This is a genomic window from Rhizobium terricola, from assembly GCF_012927355.1.
GTDB lineage: Bacteria > Pseudomonadota > Alphaproteobacteria > Rhizobiales > Rhizobiaceae > Allorhizobium > Allorhizobium terricola.
The window spans coordinates 40,959-58,251 of sequence record NZ_JABBGK010000010.1; the positions used below are offsets into that span (position 1 = coordinate 40,959).

Genomic DNA, 17,293 nt, shown 5'->3' on the forward strand with positions numbered 1-17,293 from the left:
TGGGATATCGACGCTATGTACGCGAGTTAGACCTCGCGGGTCCCGAACAAAAAAGTCTGTTCCTTCAGCCGACGGTTCTCATCCTGCAGAGCCTTCATCTGGCTGATCATCGAGGCGTCCAAGACGCCATACTTCTAACACCACTTGTAGAAGCTCGCAGTGAACATCCCGTGGTGCGTCGGCATTACTCCGGCAAAGTGAGGCCGCGTTGCGCCGTCAAGCGCTTCACATTCATCGGCGATTGTGTTTATATTGAATGAACGTTCAGCAAATAAGAGGCCGCCATGAACGAGCTTGTCCGCGATGTCGACGTGCCTGCAGACTGGGATCGTCGGGGGCTTCCAGGCTGGTGTTACCATTCGGACGCGCTCCTGGAGCTCGAGAAGGAGCATGTCTTCCGTACCCATTGGCAGATCGCCTGCCATGTCTCGGATGTGCCGGAGACCGGGTGCTATGTCACGCTCGACATTGTCGGTGAACGGATCCTCGTTCTGCGCGACAAGGCCGGGGTCGTGCGCGCCTTCAATAATGTCTGCCGTCACCGCGGTTCCCGTCTGGTAACAGATGAGGCGGGGCAGTGCCGCGGCGCTCTGGTCTGTCCGTTTCATGGATGGGTCTATAATCTCGACGGAACGCTGCGGGGGCCGTCGCGGCCGGACAGTTTTCCGCCACTCGACAAACATGAATTCGGGCTATCAGGCATCGAGACGGAGGTCTGGCTCGGCTTCGTATTCATTCGTATCAAGCCGGGTCCGCAGGCCAGCGTGGCCGAGATCCTGAAGCCCTTCGAGGCAGAATTCTTGCACTATCAGAGCGCAGACATGGTGCCGACCAATGGATTTTGGGGGCATGAATCGCCTGTGAACTGGAAGTCGGTGCGTGACGTCGACAACGAGGGCTACCATGTGGCGATGGCGCATCCGGCGCTGCAGGATCTCTACGGCTCCAGCTACTACGACGAGCCCTTCGTCAATGGGGTCTGCCGGTCCTTCGCGACCTACAATCCCCATGCCGGTCGACGCTGGAGCGTACGCCAGTATCGCGCCATCGCCCCCGAGGCGGGGCATTTGCCGGCGGACCTGCGCAGGGCGTGGATCTATTACGGACTGTTCCCCAACAACGTGATCGCCGTGACACCGGAGACGGTGCAATTTTACCAGGAATTTCCGATCACGCGTGGCAGGACCCAGCTGCGCGGCGCGATCTATCGCTACCGCGACGAGGGCCGGGCGCAGCGTCTCGCCCGATATCTCGCAGCCCGCATCGACAGGGATACGATGGCCGAAGATGTCCAACTCACCGTCTGGTCGAACGAGGCGATGACATCACGAGCCTTTGCCGGCTTCTACCTCTCCGACCTGGAATACGGGGTGCGAACCCATCACGACCATCTGCGTGCCGTGTTGCCGGTGATGACCCTCGACGAGGCGCCTGCGGAGGAGCGCATGGCCGAGGTGAACGCACGAATGTCCAACTGCACCTGAATACAAAGGCGGACGTCCTGACCGAGAATGTGGCCGGCGAGACGGTTCCGCCGCCGGCTTTGGCAGCATCGGTCAGCCTTTCCAGAGACCTTCACGGACCAGTTCATCTTGTGTGAGTGCAATGCCTTGGCGCAGAATGGAAACGAGGTCGTCGATCTGTGGTCGGGATATGGTGAGCGGCGGTGACATCACGCACATATGGATGAGCGGCCGCACCAGCAGGCCGAGCTGCTGGCAATGGGCGTCGATCCGTTTGCCGACCTCGAGGTCCAATGCCAGCGGGTTGTTGCTCTCCCGGTCGGCAACACATTCGACGCAGGCCATCAGTCCTAACCCGCGAACCTCGCCGACGAGCGGCAGATCCTCCAGCGTCTTCAACTGCGCCTGGAAATAGGGCGCGATGTCCCGGGCGTGGGCGAGCAGACCGCCTTCCAGCAGATCGAGATTGGTTTCAGCAACCGCGCAGCCGATCGGATGGCTGCTATAGGTCAGCCCATGCGCGAACATCGCGTCTGCATGGTTTGACTGACGCAACCTCGCCAGAAGGGCGGCCGAGATCATTGCGCCGCCGAGCGGGAAGTAGCCGGAGGTAACGCCCTTGGCAAAGGTGATGAGGTCAGGTTCGATGCCGAAGACTTCCTTCGAGGCAAAGATGTTGCCGAGACGTCCGAAGGCGGTGACGACCTCGTCGGCAATGAAGAGGATGTCGTTCTCTCGGCACAATTCGCGCATGCGGGTCAGGTAGCCAGGCGGCGGCACGATCACACCGCCGGAGGCCATGATCGGCTCGGCGACGAAGGCGCCGATGGTCTCTGCGCCCAGTGTTTCGATTGTCGTGCTAAACTCCTCGACCAACATGTCGCAGAAGGCCTCGACCGATTGGCCGGCCGGGCGACGGAACGGGTTGGGGCAGGAGAGCTTGACCACGAGATCGCCGGCGCTGTCCATCCAGTCATGGTCCCGCGGTCGGCCATTCAGCGAGGCCGAGAGATAGGTGGAGCCGTGATAGCCGCCCTGGCGGGCGACGATCCTCTTCTTGGTTGGGCGGCCGAAGACATTGTTGGAGAACTGCATGAAGCGCAGCGCCGTCTCCACCGCCGACGACCCCCCCGTCGTATAGAAGACATGGTCGAGATCGCCCGGCGCGTGGGCGGCCAGCCGCTTGGACAGGCGGACCGAGGGTTCACTCGCCGTGTACCAGGGGGAATTGTAGGAGAGTGTCATCGCCTGTTCGTAGAGGGTTCGGGCAATCGGCTCGCAGCCATGGCCGACATTGGTGCACCACATGCCGGCGGGGCCGTCGATGAGCCTGCGTCCTTCAATGTCGGTGACATAGATGCCGTCGCCGGCGATGATGCCGCCCCGCGCCTCCGCACCGATCTCGCCGGCAACCGGCCAGGGCTGGATCAGGTGCCCTTTTGCCATCTCGGCAAAGTCCAGGCGTTCGGTTGCAGACATGGTCTCGACATTGCGGATAGCTGCCATTGCGAGCCTCTTTCGTATCGCTTCAAGCGTATGAATTTGATTGAAGAATAGCACTATATTGAATGGACGTTCAATCAGATTCGAATGAGGGGTGCTTGCATTCCGTCAACAATTGCGCTCATCATGCGAAACGGAACGGAAGAGGCGGAAAGCCGGAGGGCTGCCATGCGTCGCTTGCTGCATTACGCCTGTTGTCACGCAAACCTCGGGGAGGGACGCTGATGGCGATGGCTGTGGATCGGTCAGCCTCTGCGGTGGAAAATGACCTGCCTGCAAGGCCGTCATGGCTGCGTGGCGAGGAAGCGGCCGGGCTTGCTCTCATTTCGCCGACGGCCCTTTACGCCCTGCTCCTGCTGGGCATCCCGATCCTCACCGTCTTCGCCTACAGTTTCTGGACGCAGAACTACCTGGAGATCGATCGCAGCTTCACCTTCGAGAACTACCGTGTCGCCCTGACGGAGCCCATCTACCGCGATCTGCTGCTGCGCTCGCTGGCCATCTCCCTCGTCGTGTCCGTTGTGACGGTCGTCGTTTCCTATCCGGTCGCATGGTTCATCTCCTTTCACGGAGGGAGCCACAAGAACCTGCTGCTCTTCCTGATCACCGTGCCCTGCTGGACGAGTTACCTGCTGAGGGTCATGTCCTGGAAGATGATCCTCGGCTATCAGGGGGTCCTCAACACAGGGCTGATGTCGCTCGGCATTACCAGCGAACCGATCGCCTCGCTTCTCTATAATTCCAACGCGGTGGCCATCACGCTGGTGCACAGCTGGGCGGCTTTCGCTATCCTGCCGATCTACGTGTCGCTTGAAAAGATCGACCGCTCCCTGGTCGAGGCGGGGCGCGATCTGGGTGATGGGCCGGTGCGCAGCTTCCTGAGAGTTGTTCTGCCGCTCTCCATGCCGGGGGTCGTGTCCGCGCTCCTCATCGTCATGATCCCGACCGTCGGCGACTATGTCACGCCACGCCTCGTTGGTGGCAAAGACGGGGTGATGATCGCGACCGCCATCCAGGCGCAGTTCGGCAAGGCGGCCAACTGGCCGCTCGGTGCCGCCTTGTCGGTCACCACGATGGCGATCGTTTCCGTCATGGCCGGCGCCTGCGCGCTTCTTCTCAAATTTGCGGCGAGGCGGATCCGATGAGCCTGCTGAACCCTAAACGCTGGCGGTTGCTGCCGGTTTACATGGCCCTCTATCTCGCCTTTCTGTATCTTCCGATCCTGTTGCTTCCGGTATTCTCCTTCAATGATGCCGCTGCTACGCGCTTCCCGCTCGCCGGCTTCACGACCAAGTGGTACGCCTCGCTCTGGGGCAATCGCGAAATGCTGGATGCGGCCTTCAACAGCCTCATGGTCGGTATCTGCGTGTCGGTTCTGTCGACGGGGCTGGCGATCTGCGCCGCCCGTGCGGTGACCCGCTACCGCTTCCGGGGCCGCCGGGCTGCAAACGGCCTGATCATGGCGCCGCTCTTCCTGCCCGAAATCATCGTTGCCGTCTCCTTGCTGATGATCGTGCTTCAGATCGGCGTGCAACTCTCGCTCCTGACCGTCATCCTTGGACAGGTGGTGTTCTGCCTGCCCTATTCCATGGCTGTGCTGACGGCCGGTTTCGATGGCTTCGATCGGTCGCTGGAAGAGGCTTCGCTCGATCTGGGCGAAACCGCCTTCGGCACGTTCAGGCGCGTCACCTTGCCGGTGGTGGCGCCGGCCATCCTGTCCAGCCTGCTGGTCTCCTTCACCATCTCGCTCGACGAATTCCTGCTTGCATTTTTCCTGTCGGGTACCGAACCGACACTGCCGGTCTACATCTGGGGGCAATTGCGTTTCGCCGCCAAGCTTCCAGGCGTTCTAGCGCTCGGCAGCATCATGCTCGCCTTGTCCATTGGCCTGCTTGTCGTCGCTGAACTTTTGCGTCGGCGCGCCGAGCGGCAGCTTTCTGCGGGAGCCTTTGCCCATGTCTGACATGCCGATGATCACGATTTCTGGCGTGAACAAGTTCTACGGGATCTACAAGGCGCTGACCGATGTCTCGATCGACATTGCTGCTGGCGAATTCTTCTCGCTACTCGGTCCGTCCGGTTGCGGCAAGACCACGCTTCTGCGGTCGATCGCGGGTTTCGAGACACCAAGCTCCGGCGATATTCGCATCGACGGCCAATCGATGATCGGAGTGCCGCCGAACCTCCGTCCGACCAACATGGTCTTCCAGAGCTACGCGATCTTCCCGCATCTGAATGTCGAGGAGAACGTCTCCTACGGTCTGAAGCGATTGAAGCTGGGAGCAGTGGAGGAACGTCGACGTGTTGGCGATGCGCTCGATCAGGTGCGCCTTGGCCATCTCGGCAAGCGCCGCGGCCACGAGCTCTCCGGTGGCCAGCGGCAACGCGTGGCCCTTGCCCGGGCGCTGGTCTTGCGCCCCAAGGTGCTCTTGCTCGATGAGCCGCTGTCGGCGCTCGACAAGAAGCTGCGCGAGGAGATGCAGTCTGAATTGCGTGCCCTGCAGAAGGCCGTCGGCATTACCTTCGTCCTTGTGACCCACGACCAGTATGAGGCGCTGGCGCTGTCGGACCGGATCGCGGTGATGTTTGGCGGGCGCATCGCCCAGCTGGCGACGCCGAAGGAACTCTACCAACATCCCCTCACGCGGATGACGGCGGATTTCCTCGGCGGCATGAACTTTCTCTCCGGCAAGGTAACAGAGAAGGTCGGCGACATGCTGTCCGTTGAGACCGAACGTTTCGGACGGTTGCGGCTGGCCGCTGCCGCCTGCGGTGGTCGCCCGGGCGACTACGTCACGCTCGGCATTCGCCCCGAACGCCTGCGGCTTCTCTGGGATGGGGAGCATGCGGATCATGAGTTGCAGGGGAGGGTCACAGATCGGGCCTATTTCGGCGAGACGACCCATCTCTCAGTCCGCGTCGACGGACTGGAGCAGCCACTGTCGATGATCGAGACCAACACTTACGGCGCTGATGATCTGCCGATCGGAGCCTCCATCCGGCTGGCCTATGATCCGGAGGCTTTCGTAGCGCTGGCCGACGACGAGGCCGACGATCGTATCCGGAGGATCGGCTGACTTCACCCACAGTGGAAGCGGGACAGCCGGTCGAGCCAGTCGGCGCCGATGTGGTAACGCCGCAAGACGTCAGCGGGGTCTTCCGCGTCCAATCTGGCCAGATAGCGATAGACTTCGAGGGTTTGCACATCCATCTCGCCCTGCATGTAAAAATACATGGCCGCTGCATAACGTGTGCGTCCTGACCACTCGATCCCGGACGGCTGGGTGACGAGCTTCCATTGCGCCTGAGTTTCGCTTTCCAGATCGGCGGCCATGACGCGACCTCAGAACCGACCCGGCGGTGTGACTGTGCGGCGCGGCAGCTTGACGAAAGGACGCGGCACGATCTTGGCCCGCTTCATCAGCTTCTGGTACTGGAGTTCCCGCATCGCATAGATTTCCACCCAGAGATCGTCGAGGATCTGTTCGCCAAAGGGGCGAGTGAGCGTCGCGATCGCGATGTTGCGCTTGGCCGTCGGCGACCAGATGCCGGCGGTGACGATGCCGGCTTCGCGGCTTTTGCGATGGTAGACCAGCGCGTGCTCTGCGGGCACGTTGCCCTCGATCTCAAGCCCGACCAGAATGTATTTGAGTGACTTCGTTCGTCGCGCCTTGAGAATGGCGTCGCGTCCGTTGAAATAGGGCTTGTCGGGGTCCACCAGCCAGTCGAGCCCGATCTCGTCGGGAAGCCGTTGCCGGTCGGGGCGCAAGGCGGTTTCGGCGGTGGTGAAGTCTGTATTGGCGACGATGAAACCGGCTTCGATGCGGGTGCGGTTAAGCGCGCCGTAGCCGATGGCCTGCAGGCCGAACAACTGCCCCGCGGCCCAGATCCTATCCCAGAGCGACAGGGCGATCTCGGCGGGGGCAAAAAGCTCGTAGCCGAGGTCGCCGGTAAAGCCGGTCCGGGAGATCAGGATCTCGTGGTCCTGATGCTGGAATGTCGAAATCTGAAAAGGCTTGAGCGTCTCGACACCGGCAAATCCGGCAGCATCAAGCACCGAAAAGCTGGTTGGCCCCTGGAGTGCAACGGCGGCCAGTGTTTCGGTCTCTTCCTCGATCGTGACGTTGAAACCATCGGCGCTGTCGGTCAGCCAGGGCAGGTGACGCTCCTGGCAGCATAGGCGGAAATCGGTTTCCGCCAGGCGGAAGAGCGTGCCGTCATCCAGCACATGGCCGTGATCGTCGCACCAGGCGGTATACTGCACCCGGCCGGGCTGCAGCTTGCGCACGTCGCGCAGCGTCAGGCGGTTGAGGAAGCGTTCGGAATCGACGCCGCGGATGCGGTATTTGACCATCGGCGAGATGTCGAACAGGGCGGCCGTGGAACGGATGGCGAAGTATTCGAGTTCGTCGTCGAAGACCGAATGCGGCGCCTTGTAGCCGGCCCAGGAATACCAGTCATTGGTGGTCGACAGCGCCGCGATGCGGGAGTGGAACGGTGTTTCCAGTCGAGGCGTGGCGATGTGAATCTGGCCGGCGCGGCGCTGGGCGGGGTCGAGGATCATCGTTTCTCTCCGGCAAGAATTTGACGCGCCGCCAACAGTCCCGGCAAGCCCGAGATACCGCCGCCCGGATGTGCGCCGGCACTGGCGAGGAATAGCCCCTCGAGCGGCGTGGAGAAGCGCGACGCAGCGTGCACCGGGCGGTTCACCAGAAGTTGGTCGGCCTGCAGCTCGCCGTGGTGCCAGTGCCCGCCCGGCATGCGGTATGCGGCCTCAATATCGGGCGGTGCCAGCACCCGCGCGGCCTGCACGCTACGGCCTGTGCCCGGCGCGTGGCGCTCAAGAACGGCGAGGGCTGCATTTCGAAGCCGGTCCCTTCCGCTTTCCCAGCCCTCCTTCAGGGCATACGGCACGAAGGGGATCAGGGCAGACAGTGTCGCGGCACCTGATGGAGCAAGCGAGGGCTGTGACAGGCTCGGCAGCATCACCTCCATGACGGGGTCGGCCGGAAGCTCGCCGTATTTCGAGGGATTGAAGGCGGTTTCGACATGCTGCATCGACCGGCCGATCACCAGTCGGCCGGTCAGCGCATCCTCTGGAACGCCGGTGAAGTTTGGTGGTGCATCAAGGGCCAGATCGAGCCGGGCGACATTGCCCATTGAGCGGATGTTACCGATGGCGCGCCGGAAGCCGGTGCCGATCTCGGTTGCGTCGACGAGCGCAAGGAAGGTCGTCTTCGGATGAACGGCAGAGACAATGATTGGTGCCGTGAGCGTTTCTCCGCTTTCCAGCACGACACCGCTGACGACACCGCGATCTGCCAGGATCCGGCCGACGGCAGCTCCGGTTCTGAGCGTCACACCTGCCTTCAGCGCGCCGGCGACGAAGGCTTCGCCGAGTGCGGCCATTCCGCCTTCGGGCACGAACTGGCCACCAATGCGTCCATTCGCTTCGCCGGTCAGGCGATAGTAAAGGCCGAGCAGCGAGGTGGGCGAGCGCGGGCCGAGCTGGATGCCGAGCGTCGCATCAAAGGCAACAAGGGCCTTCAGGCGATCGTCGGTCAGGTATTCGTCGGCGACATCGGCGACATTCATCAGGAGCATGCGCAGGAAATCGCGCCCCTCTTCTCGCCCCTTGAACAAGAGGGCAAGGCCTGCCGTACCGAGTGCGGTGAGATCGCCCATGCCAATCTTTTCGAGTGGTGGCGGTGTGCGCTTGAGAAAGCGACGCAGGATGCCAGCCTGGAAGATCAGCTTGTCGCGCAGTGTCCGGAAACGCTCGGCTTCCTCGGGCGACACCCCGCTGATCCGGTCGCCATAGGCGCCTTCCAGGATAACTGGCGCTTCGGCGCCTGAGAGTAGGGTGGTTGGAAGCTCGCGGCCTCCGGCGAGGTTTGCCGGCAGCGCCATCAGCTTTGCGACATCAGGATCGAGCCGGTTGATGATCTGGCCTGGACCGTTCGCCCGGAAGCCGGGATGGAAGGTGTCTCCCCGCAAGGCGCCGCCGGCCTCCTGATGCGCTTCCAGGACCACCACCTTGCGACCGCTGCGGGAGAGGGCGGTCGCTGCGGTCAGCCCGTTGTGGCCGCCGCCGATCACGATGGCATCAAATGACGTCATGGGCTTCACTCATATGGTGCCGATCCCGCTTGAGGTCGCGCAGGATCTCCCGGGCGGCGTTGCGGCCGGGAGCCCCCATCACGCCGCCTCCGGGATGCGTTGAGGACCCGCAGATGTAGAGGCCTTTGACGGGGCTGCGATACTGGGCGTAACCGGGGACCGGTCGGTTGAAGAGAAGCTGGTCGAAGGTCAGTTCGCCCTGGAAGATATTGCCTTCTGTCAATCCGACCTCCGCCTCGATTTCGCGCGGCGTGCGCACCTCCATGTGCAGGATGCGATCCCGGAAGCCCGGCGAGTATTCTGCGATCTGGCTGACCACCGTTTCGGCGAAAGCGTCGCGATCGGCATCGGTCCAGTCCCGCCCGTCGACTTGTGGAGGGCAGTATTGCACGAAGCAGCTCATGAAATGCTTGCCAGGCGGCGCCATGGTCGGATCAAGCGTGGTCGGGATCATCATGTCGACGAAGGGGTCGGCCGACCAGCGCCCATCCTTCCAGTCGTCATAGGCTCGTTCCATGCGCTCCACGCTGTCGGTAAAGTGCATGTCGCCGCGAATGCAGGTGGAGCCTTGCGGCAGGGCCGGAAACTCCGGCAGGCTGTCGAGCGCGATGTTGAGCTTGCCTGACGAGCCGCGCATCTTGAAATGACGGACACGGTGGACAAAGCGTTCGGGCAAGTCCTTTTCCTCGACGAGCTTGAGGAAGGTTCGCTTGACATCGGCATTCGAGACGATCGTGCGGCCACGCACCTCCTCGCCATCGGACAACACCACCCCGGTCGCTTCGCCCGCGCGGGTCAGGACCTTGTCGACATCGGCGCCGGTGCGGATCGTTCCGCCTGCAGCTTGAAAGGAGCTTGCAAGGGCTCTGCTGATCGCCCCCATGCCGCCGCGGGCATAACCCCAGGCGCCGACCGATCCGTCGACTTCGCCCATATAGTGATGCAGCAGCACATAAGCCGTGCCGGGCGACATCGGGCCGAGTGCCGTGCCGATGATGCCGGACAGCGCCAGATAAGCTTTCACCACATCGGTCTCGAAGTACTCGTCGAGGAAATCCGAGATCGACATGGTCCAGAAGCGCAGCGTCGCGGCCATTTCGGCGGCGGAAAAGTCCCCGAAACGTTTTGCAAGGAACAGCAGTTCACTGACGTCGCGCGGCTTGAATGAAAAGGGATCGGGTGCCGTCCGCATCAGCAGGGGCTGGATGAAACGGCACTGGCGCGTCACGTCGCGGGCATAACGGTCATAGGCCTCGGCATCTCGTTTCGACCAGCGGGCGAATTCGCGCCGGTGGCTGTCATGATCCCGGTAGGAGGCGAGATAGTCGCCGTCACGCGTGAAGACCGCGCCGCCTTCGTAGGAGATGACCTGCAGTCCGTGTTTCGGCAGCTCCAGATCGCGCATGATCTCCGGCCGGAAGAGGGAGCAGACATAGGAACAGTTCGAATAGAGAAACCCCGGCGTCAGCTCGCGGCTGGTGGCGGCGCCGCCCACCCAGTCATTCTTTTCCAGCACCAGGACATCGAGGCCGGCCTTCTGCAGATAGCAGGCCGCGACAAGGCCGTTATGGCCTCCCCCTATCATCACCACGTCATGGGTTTTCATGCTGCCCCCAATCATGCGTTTCTCACAAAAGTGAATGAAAACCGGCGGCTTGTCCATCCATATTGAATGAACATTCAGCAAGTTTGTTGCAAAGTTTGTCGAATGCGCTACTCTTCGCAGAACGAAAGGGTGCCAATGATGGGCGATGGTTTCAGAGGGCAGGAGAGCGCGGTCGCCGAAGATTTGGGCGAGCTGCATTTCTCGTCTCCTGCGGTTTTGTCGATCAGAAGGTTCTTGACAGGAGCGGCTGCCGTCGCGCTCATCTCAGGGCTGACGAACCGGGTGCATGGCGATGATGCTTGAGCACGCGGACGGACACGTTCGGAACTGGACCCAGAGCATGAAGTCGACAGACGCCCTCCCGGATGCGGGAGTTCCCGGTGACAGGAAGGGTCGCAAGGCCTCCAAGGAGACCCGCCAGCAACAGCTCATCGAGGCGACGATCGATTCGCTGGCAAAGCGGGGCTATGCCGAAACAACGCTCGCCAATGTCGCCGATGGGGCGGGCCTATCGCGCGGCATCGTCAATTTCCATTTCGAAAGCAAGGAACGGCTGCTGATCGCCACGCTGCAATTCATGGCCGATGAATATGCCGGCCACTGGATGGGGGCCTACGAGAAAGCCGATCCGTCACCCGCAGCCAGGCTCTGGGCACTGGTTGCGGCTGACTTCGACCGCAAACTGACGACGCGGCGAAAGCTTGCGGCCTGGTGTGCATTCTGGGGTGAGGCAAAGTCCCGGCCGACATATCAGGCCCTCTGCGGCGCACGGGATGCCAGATATCAGCAACTGTTCGAGGATCTCATCACGGCACTGAAGGCGGAAGCCGGCTATTCGTTCGAGCCTCAGGCGACGACGCTCGCCTTGTGCGCCACACTCGAAGGTTTGTGGTGGCGCCTGATGATGAATGACGGCCTGACGCGCGAGAGCGCGCATGCGTCAGCCATCGAATTCCTCGTCGCATTTTTCCCGCGGCACATGACCCACGCGGGGCCCAACCCGACCTAGCAACCCAGACCAAGGAGACCGGCCATGAAGCCCAAAACTGCATTTCGACTGTCCGTCCTGCTTTCCGGTTTCCTGGCCAGCGTCGCCCCCCCGGCCATCGCGGCCGACAATATCGTCGTATTCGACTGGGCCGGCTATGAAGATCCCGCCTTCCATCCTTCCTATACGGCGAAATTTGGTAGCGAGCCGGATTTCTCCTTCTTCGGCGACGAGGAAGAGGCCTTCCAGAAATTGCGCTCCGGCTTCAAGGCTGACCTCGCCCATCCCTGTTCGCAAAGTGTGGCGAAATGGCGTGACGCGGGCTTGCTGGAGCCGCTCGACACCTCAAAACTTGCCAGTTGGAACGATGTGCTGCCCGGCATCAAGGCGATGAAGGGCCTGATGACCGCCGATGACGGCACGGCCTATTTCCTGCCGTTCGAATGGGGAAACACGGTTCTTACCTATCGCACCGACACCGTGAAGCCGGAGGATGTTACGTCGCTCAAGGCCTTTGCCGATCCCAAGTTCAAGGACCGCGTGTCGATCGGAGACAATGTCGATGACGCCTATGCGCTCGCGAGCCTCGCGATTGGCGTCAAGGACTGGACGAAGTTGACGGACGAGCAGTTCAAGCAGGCGTCGGATTTCCTGCGTGCCGTGCACCAGAATGTCCGGCTCTACTGGACCGACAATACCGATCTCAGCCAGGCCATCGCCGGCGGTGAGGTCGATCTTGCCTGGGCCTGGAACGAGACGGCAACGACGCTGGCCGCAGATGGCGTCCCAGTCGCTATGAACAAGGAGACGGCGGAAGGCATTTCGACCTGGGTCTGTGGCTATGTTCGTCTCAAGGGCGCCGCAGGCAGCGAAGAGCAGCAATACGGCTTCCTCAACGCCATCACCGATCCGGGCGTCAGCGCCTACATGGTCGAGAGCTGGGGATATGGCCACTCCAACGCCAAGGGTATGGCTGGTGTCGATCCCAAGGTGCTGGCCGACAAGGGATTTGCCGATATCGACAAGTTCACCGCCAATACCCTGTTCCAGTCACCGATGCCGACCGAGCTGCGGCAGCGGATGATTGCGGAGTTCGAGAAGATCAAGTCCGGCTACTAACAGCGCGCGAGGGGCGGCATCTTCCCTTGGTGTTCGCAGATCAGGATCACCGAGGCAAGCGGAAGCGTCCCGGCCCTACGCAGCGTCCATACGTCTTCATTTTAGCCCAGCGGAAAATGACAGGTGACCTCACGGCCGGCTGTGAGCGGCGACAGCGCAGGCCAGCTTTCGCGGCAGAGATCGGTGGCATAAGGACAGCGGGTGGAGAACTTGCAGCCTGGTGGGGGCGAGAGTGGGCTCGGGATTTCGCCCGTCAGCAGGATGCGGTCACGCTTGCCCCTGTTGTGCGGTTGGGGAATGGCCGACAGGAGCGCCCGCGTATAGGGGTGATGCGGCCGGGCATAAAGCGCTTCCGTCTCGCCCGACTCGACGATCGAACCCAGATACATGACCGCGACGCGGGTCGAGGCATGTCGGACGACGGCCAGATCGTGGGCGATGAAGACATAGGTGAGGTTCAGACGGTCGCGCAGTTCACCGAAGAGATTTTCCACCTGCGCCTGGACAGAGACATCGAGGGCCGAAACCGGTTCGTCTGCGACAATCAACTTCGGCTCGACCGCCAGCGCGCGGGCGATGCCGATGCGCTGGCGCTGGCCGCCGGAGAATTCGTGTGGATAGCGGGCGAGATATTCGCGGAGGAGGCCGACCAATTCCATCAACTCGTCGAGCCGTTTGCCGATCGCCGCACCCTCGCGAATGCGGTGGACGGTCAGCACTTCCGCCAGCATGTCGCGCATCCGCCTTTTCGGATCGAGCGAGGCGAATGGGTCCTGGAAAATCATCTGCATCTTGCGGCGGACGGGTTTGAGAGCTTTCGTATCGGCTTGGCCGATCTCCTGGCCATCGAAGGTGAGCTCGCCCGCGGTGATTTCGTAGAGACGGGTCAGGCAGCGGCCGAGGGGCGACCGCAGAACGTCCGGTTTGCCGTTGCATAGAGGTGTTGTACAAGTCTCTGTGCGTTCAGGCCCCCGCAACCAACGATCCCTGTAAAGTCTCCCATTCGAAATATTTGCGTTCAAGCTCCTCACCATAGCGGTGGAGGAGCTTTTTGCGTTTATCCTCCGTGTCGATCTCACCGGACGGAATATGCAGCCTTAAATCCTGCCACCCACAACCAACAACACGTCTGAACCCCCCGTCCAAGCCATCGGCACGGGCCTGTGGCGCGTCTGCAGTCAACAGGCTGTTCAATGCAGAGCCGTCAAACCACAGACGTCATGCTGCAGGCTCTGCTTATGGCGGTTTGCCGGCGCAAACCGAAGAACGAGGTGCCGATCCACTCGGACCAAGGCAAACAGTTCACCGGCATGGAGTGGAATGCCTTTCTCGAGCAGCACAATCTGGCTCACTCGATGAGACGCGAGGAACTTGCCATGACAATGCTGTCGCAGAGAGCTTCCTCAATCTTCTCAAGCGACCGCGCATACGCCGGAAAGTCTACCGCTCACGCGATGGAGCACGGCAAGACGTGTTCGATTGCATAGAGATGGCCCACAACCCGGAACGCAAGCGCGCCGGAAACGGGATGCTTTCGACCGTCGAGTTCGAGAAGCAGCAGTAAATCTAACCCGAGGGTGTCCACGAAACTCGGGGATATTCATGCCTTTGCCTTCGTTCGTCAGTGAGGAGGCTGCTTGATCCGTTCCAGGACAAGATCGAGCAGAGCGCGCAGACGCGGCAGGCGCTTGAGGTCCCGGTGATAGCCTATCCAGGTGTCGCGGGACGGTGGACTTGTGCCGAGATCGACCAACCGAATACCTGCCGTGGCATCGCCAAGCGGCCTCGGCAGCACGGCGAGCCCTGCACCGAGCGCGCACAGCCTCGCCTGGACCTCGCGATTGTTGCTGCGGCACACCACCTTTGCCCTCGGAAGAGCCTGCGTCACCCAGCTGACGTCCGGCATGCCGCCAAAGGCTGTATCCATCAGGACCAAAGGACACCCGTCGCCGTCTCCCATCACAGGGGATGCATGATCCGGGCTGGCATAGAGTCCGTAAGGGATGGTCACGAGCTTCCGTGCGATCACCTCCGGCTCCTCGAAGGGCGTGATCCGCATCACGAGATCGGCCTCCCGCCGCGATAGGCTGTAGAGGCGGGGATCGGTCAGCAGTTCCACTGTCACGTTCGGTTGGATCCGGCTGAACTCCGCCAGCACCGGGGCGAGCACGGTCGTACCGAACCAGTCGGAGCAGGACAGACGCAAGAGCCCATCGAGCCCAGCCGCGCTACCGGCCAGTTCGCGCTGGATGGAATGGGCTTCTTCCTCCATGCGGATCGCATGGGTATACATTGCTTCACCCTCGTCGGTCAGCACGAAGCCGTCGCGTGTCCGTTGGAAGAGCGCTGTACCGGCGGCTTGCTCGAGCGCCCTGAGCCGACGGCCCATGGTGGGTTGGGTCTGCTTAAGGCGTCGCGCGGCCTTTCCGAGGCTCCCCTCCCGGGCAATGGCAAGGAAGATGGGGAGATCGCTCCACTCAAGATCAGGCATAACTATATCCATGCATTTATGTATGGAAATCGTGCGGTAGTTTTCATCGCCATGCAAGGGGAGTTTGTCGGATAGTCAGGTCATCAAGAGGAGAGAGACATGACCCATCCGACAAAGACCATGAAGGCGGCAGTCGTCGAAATCAGTAACGGCCCCTTCCGCATGACGGAAACCGCCCGCCCGAGCGTCAGGTCCGGCGAAGTTCTGGTCCGCATCCACGCCAGTGGTATCAATCCGCTGGACGCGAAGATCAGGGCAGGTGCTGCCGCCCATGCGCGCCATCCCCTTCCGGCGATCCTCGGTCTCGATCTTGCCGGCGTGGTGGAGGAGGTTGCACCCGACGTCACCACGTTTCGTCCCGGCGACGAGGTCTATGGCATGGTCGGCGGTGTCGGGGGGCTCCAGGGCACGCTGGCCGAATATGTGGCCGTCGATGCACAACTACTTGCCATCAAACCCGCCAACCTCACCATGCGCGAGGCGGCGGCCCTGCCGCTGATCACCATCACTGCCTGGGAAGGGCTGGTCGACAGGGCAAAGGTGCGCACCGGCCAGACGCTGTTGGTTCAGGGTGGCGCCGGTGGCGTGGGTCACGTCGTCGTGCAGATCGGCGTTTCGCTGGGTGCCACAGTCTTTGCCGTCGATGGCGCGGCCAAGGCCGATTTCATCCGTTCGCTTGGCGCAACGCCGATCGATTATGCGAGCGAGACGGTCGAGGACTACGTGGCACGCCATGCCGGCGGCGCCGGTTTCGATTTCGTCTACGATACCGGCGGCGGCGCTGTCCTCGATGCATCCTTCAAAGCCGTGAAGCGGTTCGGCCATGTGGTCAGCTGCCTCGGTTGGGGAACCCATGCGCTGGCGCCACTTTCCTTCAAGGCGGGAACCTACTCGGGCGTCTTTACGCTGGCGCCGCTTCTCGACGGCCTCGGCCGCGCCCACCATGGCCAGATCCTGAAATCCGCCGCGGCAATGGTCGAGGCCGGTCAACTCGCGCCCCGTATCGATCGGCGCATCTTCTCCCTCGAGACGGTGGAAGAGGCCTTTGCCGCGATGTCGGATCGGAGCGCGCAAGGAAAGATCGTCGTTTCCATCATCGCGTCGTAAGCGCGACGACATTTTGAAGAGGCATAACATGAAGACCTGGTTCATCACCGGCGCGTCACGCGGCTTTGGTGCAAGGATTGCGGAAAAGGCCTTGGCGAGGGGCGATTGCGTCGTTGCAACCGCCCGCAAGCCCGGCACCGTCACGAGCCGCCTCGGTACCGCCCGCAATCTCCTCATTCTGCCGCTTGATGTGAATGACCCAAGGCAAGCGGCAGCCATAGTTGAACGCGCCGAACGGATACTCCGTCATAAAGGACCGAACTCCTTGCAGTCCTTAACTGCAGGCGAGCCTATCCCCGCAGATTGCCTAGGCCATTGAGGCCGGCCCAACCCAACGGATTTGACCATGTCAGACAGATCGGACGTTATCGAAGTGCTTTCCCGCTATGTGCGCGCTGCGGACCACCGTGACCCCGTGGCCATGGCCGCGCTGTTCCTGCCCGACGCGGTGGTCGAGATATTCCATGGCATCGGTGGAGCGCTGACGAAACTGGGGGAGCTCGCTGGCGCCGAGACCATCGGCGGCGCTGTCCGAAACATGATGGCGCCGCATCCGGCCCGCGGCTGGAGCCATCACACGACCTTCGACCATATAGTCACGATCAACGGGGATGACGCGAGCATCGATGCGCAGTTTATCGTCTACAACACCGTCGGACACCGCTTGCCTGACGCTGGCTGGCCCGCAGGTGTCAACGGCGCTCAAGGCTCGATCACCCCCGTCGAATCCGGCTATTATCGTCCGGTGCTGGGCAGGGTGGATGGATCGTGGCGCATCGCACATCATGTCATCGTGCATGACCTGCCGATGGCCTTCTAGACGTCGACGCCGGCGCTCTCTTCGTCCGAAGGCCGGACGTTGCCGGTGGGAACCGGTGTCCTCCTGCCGCCGTTGC

Annotated in this window: 16 protein-coding genes and 2 pseudogenes; 10 read left to right on the top strand and 8 right to left on the bottom strand. The window is 62.0% G+C overall.

What is annotated here, in order from left to right; genetic code table 11:
• Window positions 1-62: 62 nt before the first annotated feature.
• Window positions 63-173: pseudogene (locus tag HHL25_RS23795) on the bottom strand (transposase); the annotation flags it as partial.
• Window positions 174-284: 111 nt separating this feature from the next.
• On the opposite strand from HHL25_RS23795, the gene HHL25_RS22665 reads away from it, so the two are divergent.
• The gene (locus tag HHL25_RS22665) at window positions 285-1,484 is read left to right on the top strand and encodes an aromatic ring-hydroxylating oxygenase subunit alpha (RefSeq protein ID WP_169595519.1); all 1,200 of its coding nucleotides are present in this window, start codon (window positions 285-287) and stop codon (window positions 1,482-1,484) included.
• A gap of 72 nt (window positions 1,485-1,556) precedes the next feature.
• Here HHL25_RS22665 and HHL25_RS22670 read toward each other — a convergent pair whose 3' ends face one another.
• Window positions 1,557-2,969, bottom strand: a complete 1,413-nt coding sequence (locus HHL25_RS22670; RefSeq protein WP_169595520.1) for an aminotransferase — start codon at window positions 2,967-2,969, stop codon at window positions 1,557-1,559.
• 221 nt (window positions 2,970-3,190) lie between these two features.
• On the opposite strand from HHL25_RS22670, the gene HHL25_RS22675 reads away from it, so the two are divergent.
• The 3 genes from HHL25_RS22675 to HHL25_RS22685 are packed head-to-tail and all read left to right on the top strand — an operon-like array spanning window position 3,191 to window position 6,043.
• Complete coding sequence (locus HHL25_RS22675; protein ID WP_205927989.1) at window positions 3,191-4,111, top strand: ABC transporter permease; 921 nt, start codon at window positions 3,191-3,193, stop codon at window positions 4,109-4,111.
• The gene (locus HHL25_RS22680) at window positions 4,108-4,929 is read left to right on the top strand and encodes an ABC transporter permease (RefSeq protein WP_169595521.1); all 822 of its coding nucleotides are present in this window, start codon (window positions 4,108-4,110) and stop codon (window positions 4,927-4,929) included. Before HHL25_RS22675 ends, HHL25_RS22680 begins: the two co-directional genes overlap by 4 nt.
• A gap of 7 nt (window positions 4,930-4,936) precedes the next feature.
• Window positions 4,937-6,043 (top strand): ABC transporter ATP-binding protein, encoded by a 1,107-nt coding sequence (locus HHL25_RS22685; protein ID WP_169595569.1) that lies wholly within the window; start codon window positions 4,937-4,939, stop codon window positions 6,041-6,043.
• A 2-nt stretch (window positions 6,044-6,045) separates the two neighbouring features.
• On the opposite strand, the gene HHL25_RS22690 is transcribed toward HHL25_RS22685, so the two are convergent.
• Genes HHL25_RS22690 through HHL25_RS22705 form a run of 4 tightly spaced genes read right to left on the bottom strand, consistent with a single transcriptional unit; the run spans window position 6,046 to window position 10,692 of the window.
• Window positions 6,046-6,300: a hypothetical protein gene (locus tag HHL25_RS22690; protein ID WP_169595522.1), complete on the bottom strand. Its 255-nt coding sequence runs from the start codon at window positions 6,298-6,300 to the stop codon at window positions 6,046-6,048.
• A 9-nt stretch (window positions 6,301-6,309) separates the two neighbouring features.
• Window positions 6,310-7,530 carry an aminomethyltransferase family protein gene (locus HHL25_RS22695; protein ID WP_169595523.1) on the bottom strand — a complete coding sequence of 407 codons (1,221 nt, stop codon included), beginning with the start codon at window positions 7,528-7,530 and terminating at the stop codon, window positions 6,310-6,312.
• Window positions 7,527-9,086 carry a phytoene desaturase family protein gene (locus tag HHL25_RS22700; protein WP_169595524.1) on the bottom strand — a complete coding sequence of 520 codons (1,560 nt, stop codon included), beginning with the start codon at window positions 9,084-9,086 and terminating at the stop codon, window positions 7,527-7,529. The genes HHL25_RS22695 and HHL25_RS22700 overlap by 4 nt, the downstream gene beginning before the upstream one ends.
• Entirely contained in the window at window positions 9,073-10,692 is a 1,620-nt protein-coding gene (locus tag HHL25_RS22705; protein WP_169595525.1) for a phytoene desaturase family protein, read from the bottom strand. The genes HHL25_RS22700 and HHL25_RS22705 overlap by 14 nt, the downstream gene beginning before the upstream one ends.
• Window positions 10,693-11,032: 340 nt before the next feature.
• On the opposite strand from HHL25_RS22705, the gene HHL25_RS22710 reads away from it, so the two are divergent.
• Window positions 11,033-11,701, top strand: coding sequence for a TetR family transcriptional regulator C-terminal domain-containing protein (locus tag HHL25_RS22710; RefSeq protein WP_169595526.1), 669 nt, complete (start codon window positions 11,033-11,035; stop codon window positions 11,699-11,701).
• A gap of 24 nt (window positions 11,702-11,725) precedes the next feature.
• The gene (locus HHL25_RS22715) at window positions 11,726-12,799 is read left to right on the top strand and encodes an ABC transporter substrate-binding protein (RefSeq protein ID WP_169595527.1); all 1,074 of its coding nucleotides are present in this window, start codon (window positions 11,726-11,728) and stop codon (window positions 12,797-12,799) included.
• A gap of 101 nt (window positions 12,800-12,900) precedes the next feature.
• On the opposite strand, the gene HHL25_RS22720 is transcribed toward HHL25_RS22715, so the two are convergent.
• Window positions 12,901-13,833: an ABC transporter ATP-binding protein gene (locus tag HHL25_RS22720; protein WP_169595528.1), complete on the bottom strand. Its 933-nt coding sequence runs from the start codon at window positions 13,831-13,833 to the stop codon at window positions 12,901-12,903.
• A gap of 150 nt (window positions 13,834-13,983) precedes the next feature.
• Here HHL25_RS22720 and HHL25_RS22725 point away from each other — a divergent pair.
• A pseudogene (locus tag HHL25_RS22725) lies at window positions 13,984-14,363 on the top strand (DDE-type integrase/transposase/recombinase); the annotation flags it as partial.
• Between the two features lie 57 nt (window positions 14,364-14,420).
• Here the strand turns inward: HHL25_RS22725 and HHL25_RS22730 are convergent.
• Window positions 14,421-15,290: a LysR family transcriptional regulator gene (locus tag HHL25_RS22730; protein WP_169595529.1), complete on the bottom strand. Its 870-nt coding sequence runs from the start codon at window positions 15,288-15,290 to the stop codon at window positions 14,421-14,423.
• Between the two features lie 99 nt (window positions 15,291-15,389).
• Here HHL25_RS22730 and HHL25_RS22735 point away from each other — a divergent pair, with 99 nt between their 5' ends.
• The 3 genes from HHL25_RS22735 to HHL25_RS22745 are packed head-to-tail and all read left to right on the top strand — an operon-like array spanning window position 15,390 to window position 17,217.
• The gene (locus HHL25_RS22735; RefSeq protein ID WP_169595530.1) at window positions 15,390-16,397 is read left to right on the top strand and encodes a zinc-dependent alcohol dehydrogenase family protein; all 1,008 of its coding nucleotides are present in this window, start codon (window positions 15,390-15,392) and stop codon (window positions 16,395-16,397) included.
• A 28-nt stretch (window positions 16,398-16,425) separates the two neighbouring features.
• Complete coding sequence (locus tag HHL25_RS23590) at window positions 16,426-16,716, top strand: SDR family NAD(P)-dependent oxidoreductase (RefSeq protein WP_169595531.1); 291 nt, start codon at window positions 16,426-16,428, stop codon at window positions 16,714-16,716.
• 27 nt (window positions 16,717-16,743) lie between these two features.
• Window positions 16,744-17,217 (top strand): nuclear transport factor 2 family protein, encoded by a 474-nt coding sequence (locus HHL25_RS22745; protein WP_169595532.1) that lies wholly within the window; start codon window positions 16,744-16,746, stop codon window positions 17,215-17,217.
• Window positions 17,218-17,293 lie beyond the last annotated feature (76 nt).